A 10,098-nucleotide genomic window follows, 5' to 3' on the forward strand; every position below is an offset into this window, starting at 1 on the left:
GGAACTTTCGGAGAAACAAAGATAATATTAGAATACCTAAAATATAAACTACAAGATTATTATTTAGACGATGAAGAACGCTACGATGAACGTTTTCTCAAACAGCTAAGATATTGGTATCAATGGTTCCCGTACAATGTAAGAGAGAGGGAATTTAGTAAGAAAATACTTGAGGTGTGTCTAGCGGAAGAATTAGCAGAGGATTCGTTTGATTTTGATTACAGGGAGTATAAATATGATATGTCTAGACAACGAATAACGGCTCCTGATGCCCCTGAATTTGTTGAACCCTTGTTACGTTGGGCTTTATCAAAAGTGGATTGGAAACTATTAACAAAGCAGTTATTAAAAATGTTTAATATGGACGAGGCAGAACTATTTAATGAGAAATTAATGAAACGGGGGTATCGCTAATTATGTCGATGTTTTGTTATAAAGAAATTCTCTTTCAGTTAACTCATAAAGTTGATGAATATAAAGTAGAAGGATATATAGAAGGAACTTTTTACCCAGAGAATCCGAATAAAGAAATAACTCCAGTTGTTGGGAGATTAATCACATTAGATAAACTTGACTTCCCTGCTTTCATGAGTTTAAGTTGCTGGAAAAAGATTCAAGAACGCAAAGATTTTACCGAAGATAAGTCTTATTATTGGTTTATCTATTTTCACACAAAAAGGAATAAAGAAATATCAGAAGTCCAGTTAATAAGACCCAAAATAGATAAGCCTTATTTAGTTGATTTTGGGGGAGAAGTATTTAATGCGAATGTAGATTATATGAGGGTAAGAGGACGAATAAAAACAATTTTTAAAAAGTCTTTTTCTATTCAAGTAGAATGTCAAAGCCATTACGAAAAAGATTTGTTTTATAAACCTTTCACCCTAAAAATAGACGGGATATTACCTCCTGAAGCCAATCCAGGAGAATTCTGGGATGTTGTAGGCGTTAGGAATGGTAACATTTGGACGTTGATAAAAGCTGAGATAGCTGATGAAAATAAACTAATGGAATTGAAAATAAACCGAAGAGAAATATTGCGTAATTTGTTGTTAGAAAAAACCGAGACAAACCTAGTACCAAAATATTTAAGACCTCCTATTAACCCAACTCAGATTAAAAAGACTCCTCCTAAGCAATCCCAACCCAAAAAGAAGAAAAAGAGAAAGCGAAAGCCTAAACCAAAACCAAAAATTCGTCCTATCCAGAAAAACCAAAACACTACAGGGAAAACCTTTCGGTTGTATTGAGGGGGGCGCACGACCAAAGGCGAATCTCTCCCTTGATGGCTAAATCTTGATAGCCCTTAATCGAAATTTATCTTTGCCCGTCTGTATCTCATGGTTTTCCTAATCTTGCCTCAGTTAAACTGAGGTTTTTTAGTACAGAAGTGTCCGCTCTTGGAATATAATAATGCCATTCTAGAATTACGGCGATTTTTATGTCTTTTCGTATATCAACTCTAGTTTGTTCACCGCAACACCCTGTTCATTTTAAATAACAAAGTTTTGTTATGAGAGATTTCACTCAATTTTACTTTCCCAGTTCCTCAAAACGCCTAGTTTATAAAAAAGGAGAAGGGCCAGCCGTTGTTTTGATGCACGAGTTACCAGGAATGATCCCTGAATGTGTTGATTTAGCTAGACGTTTAGCCAAGAACTTTACTGTGTATTTACCTTTACTATTTGGGGAAGCATCACAGCCTTTTTCTCCGTTAAAAATGATTCAACATACAGCCCAAATTTGTATCAGCCACGAATTTTATTGTTTAGCCAAAAATAAATCTAGTCCGATTACCGACTGGTTAAAACAACTATGTAAATATGCAAAACAGGAATGTTCTTGTCAAGGGGTTGGGGTCATTGGAATGTGTTTAACAGGAGGATTTGTATTTTCCTTAATGGCTGATGAAAATGTGTTAGCTTCGGTGGCTAGTCAGCCATCTCTTCCGTTTGGGATCACCTCAGAACATAAAGCTGCTTTAGGAGTTTCTCCAGAAGAGTTAGAAGTGGCTAAAGATAGACAAATACCTGTTTTGGCTCTACGATTTTCTCAAGACAAAATTAGTTCGGCTGAGAAATTTAAAACGTTAAGGGAAACTTTTGGAGAAGAAACAGAAGTCCTAGAAAAGAGTTCCCGTTTATGTTGGAAACGAGGGTCTATCTTAGAAACAATAGAAATTAATTCTGGAGCCAATAATCCTTATAAAATTTCGCCAAAGTCTCATGCGGTTTTAACGTTAGGTTTTAGTAATGAGCCAGGATATCCTACCAACGAAGTGTTTGAGCGTGTTGTTGCTTTTCTTGAGGAAAACTTGAGAAATAATGAATAGATGAAGTAGAGTAAGTTAAGCTATTGTTAACCTGAGATTTACCAAAAAACATTCCTAACTTAATGTAACTCGATTAATTTAATTTTAATGACAAAATTAATATCAATAATATTGAGTTTTTTGACTATGGTTATTTCAGCTAATGAATTGGATAATTTAACAGGTTCTTTGAGTAATTTTATTGGGTTTGAAAATGGAAGCTATTATATTGAAGTTCCAGAGGGGAAAATAGATGAATTTTTTCAATGGGATATAAACTATCCAGAATTAATTTCAGCCCATCGTGGGGGATTTAAGACCGGATTTCCCGAAAATGCCATTGCGACCTTTGAACAGACACTCACCACTGCTCCTGCATTACTAGAAGTTGACGTGCGACGGACAGGAGACGGACAATGGATTTTGATGCACGACGAGGATCTCAGTCGTACAACTAATGGAACAGGTTTAGTAGAAGAAACTTCCTTAGCGGAGATTAAGACATTACGATTAAAAGATAATCAGGGAAATCTCACACCATATCAAGTTCCTACCCTAGAAGAAGCCTTATTATGGGCAGAAGGACGCACTATTCTTGAACTGGATCTTAAATCAGATGACTATACCGAAGAAGTGGTAGAAATTATCACTCAAACACAAGCAGAAGATCAAGTTCGTTTTATTACTGATAATATGGAACAAGCTACTCAAATTTATAATCAAAACCCTGAAATTCATCTCGGTTTATTTATCGTTCCCAATAATCAAGAAACAGTATTGAGCGATATAGAAACGGCTCCTTTTACCTTAGATAAAGTAAGCGCATTCACAGGAACTCAACCACAATCAGAAGTATTTTATCAAGGATTACATGAACAAGGGATAGTAGCTATTCAAGGTTTATTTGGGCAACAAGATACCTTTAATACTTCCATCAATGAACTAAATATTCAACAACGAGAATCGTTATTCGAGACTGTTTTTACTGATGGTGGAGACGTTATTGCTTCGGATTACTATCAACAAATCGCACAAATAATTGAATATCCAGTAGAAGACGAGTTAGAAATATTACTGGTCAACGATGATGGTTTTGAAGCAGAAGGAATTAATGTTTTATTTGAAGGTCTAAAAGCAGCTGGTTATGATGTTACTCTAGTAGCTCCCAAAGAACAACAAAGTGGCCGGGGGACTTTAATTAATGTTGATAAAATTTTCCAACCGACCGAAGTTGTTAACTTTGAACCTAATAAATGGTTTGTAGATGGAAGTCCTATAGTAACGACTCTTGCTGGATTAGATTATATTCTTGATGAGGAACCTGACTTAGTAATTTCTGGCATTAATGAAGGGGCTAATATTGGTGAGAATGTTGTTATTTCTTCGGGGACAGTTAGTGCCGCTACCACTGCCACAAGACGAGGGATTCCGTCCATCGCTGTTAGTGCTGGAGGAAACACGCTTTCAGAATTAGAAGTTGCTTATGAAGAAGGGACAGCCTTAATTATTGATATTATTGAAACCCTTGAAGCTCAAAGATTACCAGAAGCCGAACTTTTACCTGAAGGAGTCGGGTTAAATATCAATATTCCAGGAACTTTTGCTGAAGGGGTCAATGGCATTCAAGGAGTGGTTTTAACTGAACTAGACGAAATCTCTAACCTTGAGTTCAGTTTTGGAGAACTACCGCCTAATTTTGGCGAAGGAGCAGGCGTTCTCGTTAACCTAAATGAAAATATTACCCCTTCAGAGGTTGAAAATGAGATGTCAGAAGGAGAGAATTTTCTGGCTGGTTTTATGACCATAACACCCATTGATGGCAGTTGGGTGGCTTCTTCTGATATCAGAGAAAGTATTGAAGCTCGGACAATGCTTGACATTGCCCTTCCTGAATTTGTTCCCTTAGATATTTTACTGACCAATGATGACGGGTTTGAAGCAGAAGGGATTGAGGTTATCTATAATACGTTAACCGAAGCTGGTCATAATGTAAGCTTAGTTGCTCCAAAAGAACAGCAAAGTGGGACAGGAACCGCTTTAGATGTCGATTCAATTTTTCAACCCACTGAAGTCGTTAACTTCGAGGAAAACAAATGGTACGTTGATGCCGGTGTCAGAACGACAACCTGGGCAGGATTAGACTTTATTTTAGAGGGAGAAACCCCCGATTTAGTGATTTCCGGTATTAATGAAGGAGAAAATATTGGACCTGGAGGAGCAGTTTCATCAGGAACGGTTAGTGCCGCAGTTAGTGCTATTCTCAGAGATATCCCTGCGATCGCCGTCAGTGCAGGAATTGACTTAGAAAATGAGCAAGACAATCTTACCAGTGAGGCATACGAAATTGGAGCTAATTATGTCACCGACTTAATCGCTCAATTACAAGCAACTCAAGGAAATGACGCAACCATACTGCCAAAAGGAACGGGTTTGAGTATTAACATTCCTGTCCGTTTTCCAGAAGGAATTTCCCAAATACAAGGGGTCGCTTTTACTGAACCTGATAATATTGAGCCTTTTGCTATTGATTTTGGAGAACTCCCCCCTAATTTTGGGGGAGGGGCTGGTTTACGTTTCTTTCCCACAGAGTTACCTCCAGAGCAAGAGATTTCCCCCTTATCGGAGGGAGGACAGTTTCTCTCCGGGTTGATTACTGTAACTACCCTTGATGGTAATTGGACAGCGAGTCAAGAAAAGATTGATATTGTTGATGACCTTCTGTCTAACGTTCTGTCTCAACCTCTACCTCAAACCGTTTTTGGCACTGCTAATGCTGATTTCTTTGATACAGAAGTCCCTGATGAGAACAACTTTATTGGAGATAATCAAATTCTGTTTACTGGCTCTGGGGATGACTGGGTAGATGTTACCTTTGCCCCTGGTGATAACCGTATTGATTTAGGTTCTGGCGATGATTTTCTTTTCGGTGGGACTAATAATCGGATTATTGCAGGGACTGGGGATGATACTTTATTTGTTGGTTCTGCTGGTGGTAACAATGTGATTACTGGTGGAGAGGGAATGGATCGATTCTGGATTGTTACAGATGGGGTTGACCTACCTAGTCAAGCCAATACTATTACAGATTTCACCAATGGGGAGGATAAGATTGGTTTTGCCACGGTTGACCTTGATTTTGAAGAGCTAACCTTAACTCAAGATGGTAGCAGTGCCGTCATTAAGGCTTTTGAGCAAGATTTAGCCATTCTGCTCAATACTGAAGTTTCTGCCTTGAGTTCTTCTGATTTCGTTTTTGCTTAAGAATAAATAAGCGATCTCGAACTGTCTTCATTAAGTACATATATACTAAATAACAACGGAAAGTTGTAGGGTGTTTTGGGAATGCTTAAAAGAGTCCGAGAATAATTCTTTTCGGACTCATCGCCCTGTTAAAATTATCTCTGTGTGAGGATCTCGGCTTTATTATCTTTCCCCCCCTGGTGGCTCCTATGTCTTCAATCATTTCTACCTTTGATGCCAAACCAGTCCTCGACACAGCGACGGCTCATTTGAACGTCTTTGAGGATTTTCTCAAACATCATGTGGGGGAAGGCTCCGCCGAAAGCGACACCATTAGAACCTACCGTTGTCATATCAAGCAGTTTCTCCAATGGTGTCAAAATACAGAACTTAACCCTATTGAAGCCACTTTTAACCAGCTAACAAGGTTTCGTCATTGGCTGATCCATCAACAACAATATCAAAATGCGACAATATCTTTGAAACTGACGATTTTGCGCCGTTTTTACGATGGATTACGGGAATACGGGTATATAATCAATAATCCTGCTATTAGGCTTAAAGCACCAACAGCAGTAAGAGATCCAGCAGCTTCGATCAATTTCCTCGAAAATGAGGAGATGAACCGGTTACTCGATAGTCTGCCGACAGAAAATACAGTCCATGCCCTACGCGATCGCCTCTTAATATCGCTGATGGTTCTCCAGGGATGCCGAACGGTGGATCTGCACCGAGTCACAATGGAAAACATGGTGAAAAATGGCAAAAATATAGGCTTGCGTGTATCATCAAAACGCCATACAAGGGTCGTGCCGTTAACCCCCGACTTGGCCAAGTTGCTCCGGCGTTACTTGAGGGCAAGAAGAAAAGCAGGAGAACTAATCACCGAATCTACCCCGTTGTTCATCTCTGTGGCTTGGAACAACAAAAAGATTTGGAAACCTTTGAGCCGGCGTTCCTTTCGGCGGATCGTGGACAAATATCTCGGTGTGATCGGCTTAAAAGAATTACCCTGTCCCAAAACTCTCAAAAAGCTGACTGGGAGCCAAGAAAAGAGTAATCTACCCACAAAAGCCAGGGAGTTTTCACAGCATAAGCCCAAACCTCGGAAGTTAAGCCCACATTCTTTAAGGCATACGGCAGCCACACTGGCCTTAAGAGCAGGAGCAACATTAGAACAAGTGCAGGATCTACTGGGGCATACTGATCCCAAAACAACGATGGTGTATGTTCACATCGGCGATCGCTGGTTGAATAATCCGGCACTGTTATTGTCGGTGAATAAGCCGAAATTAGGGGGAAATATAATTAAAAGGTTTCAGAGATTGCAACAATCGTTAAAGAGGATTAATCCGCTTGATTTGACTCTCAATGAAGAGGAAACGCTGAGGATTTTAGACCAAATCTGTGCATAAACTACTCCACGGAGGGTCAAATAGTATCGAATAGTGATACTATTTGAGAAATGGCACTAAATAAAAAACAACAAAAAACGTTGGTGAAGCTCTTTGAGAAACCAGTGCGTTCAGACATCTCTTGGAAAGATATTGAGTCTTTGCTATTAGCCTTGGGAGCGGAAATATCCGAAGGAAGAGGATCTAGAGTAAGGGTGGCTCTCAATGGAGTTAGAGCAGTTTTTCACCGTTCCCATCCCGAACCTCAAACGGATAAGGGAGCAGTGGGATCAATGAGACGATTTTTAAGTGAAGCAGGAGTCAAAGCCGATGAAATATAAAGGATATGAAGCAATGGTTTCGGTTGATGATGAACAAGGAATCTTTCATGGTGAAGTAATTAATATTCGGGATGTAATCACGTTTCAAGGTCAAAGTTTCTCTGAATTAAAACAAGCTTTTATTGAATCAGTAGAAGATTATTTAGAGTTTTGCGCTCAACGGGAAGAAGAACCAGATAAACCGTTTTCAGGTCGCTTTGTGGTGAGAATTGACCCTGAGTTACATAAGCAAATTTATATTAAAGCTAAACAAGAAGGAAAAAGTCTGAATACATGGGTGAGTGAGAAATTATCTTCTGGAGTTTAAAAAGTTTATGGTTAAGTTGTTAGAAAACTGTCAAATACGCCAAGCAAATTCCCAAGACATCTGGACAATTCGATGGTTAGTATTAGCAGCATTTCTTGACCCAACACAGTTAAAAGTAGAACAATTTTGGGTAATTGAATTAGACAGAAAAATAATTGCTTGTGGTCAAATAAGAACTTTGGCTCAAGCTCAAGAATTGGGAAGTGTTGTAGTGAAAAAAACTTATCGGAATCAAGGATTAGGGAATTATTTAACCCAACATCTTATAGAAAAAAGCACTGCGCCTCTTTATGTAGAATGTTTAGGAGATAAGCTGAAAAACTTTTATAAAAAATTTGGGTTTGTTGAGGTAAATTTTGAAACGAATTCTCCTCACTTACCAGAGAAATTTAGAGTAACAAAGACCTTAGCTAAATGGTTAAAACTCCCTTTATTCATTATGATGTTGAAATGATTGGAAATATAGAAACAGCATTATCAGTCACAGGATTAACAGAATATATCAAGTTACTTTTAGAAGAAGATCCCCAACTAATTCAAGTGTGGGTCACAGGGGAAGTATCGAGTCTCCATGAACATCGGGTAGGTTTATTTTTTACCCTAAGTGATAATCAAGGGCAAGCAACAATAAAGTGTGTAGTTTGGAACTCCCAAAAAGAGCGATTACTTGAGTTACCCAAACTGGGGTCAGAAATTCTCGTAATGGGGAATGTGCGTCTTTATGCCAAAAAAGGAGAATATCAACTAACAGTATTCCAAGTTTTAGCCACAGGAGAGGGACTCCAGGCACTCCGCTATCAACAGCTAAAAAACAGGTTGGCCAGTGAGGGATTATTTGAGAAGCATCTCAAGCGATCGCTTCCCTCATTCCCTAAAATAATAGCAGTTGTCACCGCAACAACCGCAGCAGCCTGGGGAGATATTCAAAAAACATTAAGCCACAGAAATCCAGGGGTAAAGGTGTTGTTCTCCCCGGCAACAGTTCAAGGGAAAGAAGCTCCATCTTCTATTGTGAAGGCCATCGAACGAGTAAATATTGATGGACGAGCGGAATTAATTATTTTAGCCAGGGGAGGGGGAGCCGTAGAAGATTTGTTCTGTTTTAATGATGAAAGGGTTGTTAGAGCGATCGCCCTTTCCTCCATTCCTGTCATCACCGGAATTGGCCACCAACGGGACGAAACCTTAGCCGACTTAGTAGCAGATGTTAATGCCCATACTCCAACGGCAGCAGCAGAAATGGCCGTCCCCTCTTATGAAGTGATGCTAATAGAACATCAACAGCGCAAAGAACGCTTAGTTGCTAGTCTCAAGCAAAGACTCAGAGAAGAATCAGACCAATTAGCCTCATTGAAAAACCGTCTGAAAAATCTTCCCGTTAGTGCCACCTCACTCAGAGAAGCGAAAATGAAAACTGTCATGTTGAAACAGAAGTTGCAAGCTTTAGATCCTCATGCGGTTTTGAAAAGGGGTTTTTCTGTGGTGCGTCAAACCGATGGAGAGATTATCCTCCAAGGTAAACAATTAATAGAAGGACAAGAATTAACGATACAATTACCCCAAGGAATCATTAAAGTAAAAGTAACCGAAATTTGGCCGTAGTTATGGACTCTACTAGCATACCCAACGATTGGGATTATGAAACAGCAATTTCCTCTGTAGAAGAAATTATTAATAACATAGAATCAGGGAATTTGCCCTTAGAAAACGTTTTTCAAGAGTTTGAAGTAGCGGTGCAAGAGATTAATCAATGTGAACAATTCCTTAACCAAGGGATGGAAAAAATGGAATTACTGATAGAAACTTTAGAAGAAGAATTTTAAAAGATATAAAGATTTTTCTAGAGATGTAGGTTATCATATCAAAAATTCATGTAATAGTTCGGTAACTATAAGATGACCATTTATCCAGATTTCACTGCTCAAGGTTATCAAATAAGAGAACAACTCAATCAAAACTTTCAAGGGGGAAGAGTTACCTATAAAGCCATTGAAATAGCCACCAAAACCCCTGTAATTATTAAGCAATTTAAGTTCGCTACTACTAATGATTGGAACAGTTATAAAGCAATTGAAAGAGAGATCGAGGTTTTACAGGGTTTAAACCACCCAGGAATACCGAAATATTTAAACCGATTTGATCCTGGTGATGGACTCTGCTTAGTCCAAGAATATAAAAACGCTCAACCATTATCGACATCTCGAAGTTTTAGCCCTCAACAAATTAAAAGTATCACTGTTCAACTGTTAGAAATCTTAGTTTATTTACAAGAGGAAAGAATACCCCCTATTTTTCACCAAGATATTAAACCAGAAAATATTTTAGTTAATGATAATATCAAAGTTTATTTAATCGATTTCGGATTAGCCAGAATAGGAACTAACACAATGGCTTTATCAAGTATGATGGGGGGAACAATGGGGTTTATGCCTCCTGAACAAATTCGTAATTTAAAGCCAACTGAAGCATCAGATTTATATAGTTTAGGAGCGACATTAATCTGTT

At 38.7% G+C, this 10,098-nt stretch carries 10 protein-coding genes and 1 pseudogene; all 11 read left to right on the forward strand.

What is annotated here, in order from left to right:
* Positions 1 to 414: pseudogene (locus tag CY0110_RS26765) on the forward strand (hypothetical protein); the annotation flags it as partial.
* Positions 415 to 416: 2 nt separating this feature from the next.
* The gene (locus CY0110_RS26770) at positions 417 to 1,250 is read left to right on the forward strand and encodes a hypothetical protein (RefSeq protein WP_035800815.1); all 834 of its coding nucleotides are present in this window, start codon (positions 417 to 419) and stop codon (positions 1,248 to 1,250) included.
* 263 nt (positions 1,251 to 1,513) lie between these two features.
* The gene (locus CY0110_RS26775; protein ID WP_008278792.1) at positions 1,514 to 2,332 is read left to right on the forward strand and encodes a dienelactone hydrolase family protein; all 819 of its coding nucleotides are present in this window, start codon (positions 1,514 to 1,516) and stop codon (positions 2,330 to 2,332) included.
* Between the two features lie 126 nt (positions 2,333 to 2,458).
* Positions 2,459 to 5,572, forward strand: a complete 3,114-nt coding sequence (surE, locus tag CY0110_RS29540; RefSeq protein ID WP_008278793.1) for a 5'/3'-nucleotidase SurE — start codon at positions 2,459 to 2,461, stop codon at positions 5,570 to 5,572.
* A 188-nt stretch (positions 5,573 to 5,760) separates the two neighbouring features.
* Complete coding sequence (locus CY0110_RS26785) at positions 5,761 to 6,966, forward strand: tyrosine-type recombinase/integrase (protein ID WP_008278794.1); 1,206 nt, start codon at positions 5,761 to 5,763, stop codon at positions 6,964 to 6,966.
* A gap of 50 nt (positions 6,967 to 7,016) precedes the next feature.
* The gene (locus CY0110_RS26790; protein ID WP_008278795.1) at positions 7,017 to 7,286 is read left to right on the forward strand and encodes a type II toxin-antitoxin system HicA family toxin; all 270 of its coding nucleotides are present in this window, start codon (positions 7,017 to 7,019) and stop codon (positions 7,284 to 7,286) included.
* Positions 7,276 to 7,593: a type II toxin-antitoxin system HicB family antitoxin gene (locus CY0110_RS26795; protein ID WP_008278796.1), complete on the forward strand. Its 318-nt coding sequence runs from the start codon at positions 7,276 to 7,278 to the stop codon at positions 7,591 to 7,593. Before CY0110_RS26790 ends, CY0110_RS26795 begins: the two co-directional genes overlap by 11 nt.
* Positions 7,594 to 7,600: 7 nt before the next feature.
* Positions 7,601 to 8,047: a GNAT family N-acetyltransferase gene (locus CY0110_RS26800; protein ID WP_008278797.1), complete on the forward strand. Its 447-nt coding sequence runs from the start codon at positions 7,601 to 7,603 to the stop codon at positions 8,045 to 8,047.
* Positions 8,008 to 9,195, forward strand: a complete 1,188-nt coding sequence (xseA, locus tag CY0110_RS26805; RefSeq protein WP_008278798.1) for an exodeoxyribonuclease VII large subunit — start codon at positions 8,008 to 8,010, stop codon at positions 9,193 to 9,195. The genes CY0110_RS26800 and xseA overlap by 40 nt, the downstream gene beginning before the upstream one ends.
* A 2-nt stretch (positions 9,196 to 9,197) precedes the next feature.
* The gene (gene xseB, locus CY0110_RS26810) at positions 9,198 to 9,416 is read left to right on the forward strand and encodes an exodeoxyribonuclease VII small subunit (protein WP_008278799.1); all 219 of its coding nucleotides are present in this window, start codon (positions 9,198 to 9,200) and stop codon (positions 9,414 to 9,416) included.
* Positions 9,417 to 9,488: 72 nt separating this feature from the next.
* Positions 9,489 to 10,098 (forward strand): serine/threonine protein kinase (locus CY0110_RS26815; RefSeq protein ID WP_008278800.1); only part of this gene is annotated, 610 nt, incomplete at its 3' end.

The sequence above is a fragment of the Crocosphaera chwakensis CCY0110 genome (assembly GCF_000169335.1).
Taxonomy (GTDB): Bacteria; Cyanobacteriota; Cyanobacteriia; order Cyanobacteriales; family Microcystaceae; genus Crocosphaera; species Crocosphaera chwakensis.

Excerpts from the sequence above, each read along its gene's own strand:
- CY0110_RS26770 (WP_035800815.1), top strand. The coding sequence starts at position 417 with ATGTCGATGTTTTGTTATAAAGAAATTCTCTTTCAGTTAACTCATAAA.
- CY0110_RS26775 (WP_008278792.1), top strand. The coding sequence starts at position 1,514 with ATGAGAGATTTCACTCAATTTTACTTTCCCAGTTCCTCAAAACGCCTA.
- surE (WP_008278793.1), top strand. The coding sequence starts at position 2,459 with ATGGTTATTTCAGCTAATGAATTGGATAATTTAACAGGTTCTTTGAGT.
- CY0110_RS26785 (WP_008278794.1), top strand. The coding sequence starts at position 5,761 with ATGTCTTCAATCATTTCTACCTTTGATGCCAAACCAGTCCTCGACACA.
- CY0110_RS26790 (WP_008278795.1), top strand. The coding sequence starts at position 7,017 with ATGGCACTAAATAAAAAACAACAAAAAACGTTGGTGAAGCTCTTTGAG.
- CY0110_RS26795 (WP_008278796.1), top strand. The coding sequence starts at position 7,276 with ATGAAATATAAAGGATATGAAGCAATGGTTTCGGTTGATGATGAACAA.
- CY0110_RS26800 (WP_008278797.1), top strand. The coding sequence starts at position 7,601 with ATGGTTAAGTTGTTAGAAAACTGTCAAATACGCCAAGCAAATTCCCAA.
- xseA (WP_008278798.1), top strand. The coding sequence starts at position 8,008 with ATGGTTAAAACTCCCTTTATTCATTATGATGTTGAAATGATTGGAAAT.
- xseB (WP_008278799.1), top strand. The coding sequence starts at position 9,198 with ATGGACTCTACTAGCATACCCAACGATTGGGATTATGAAACAGCAATT.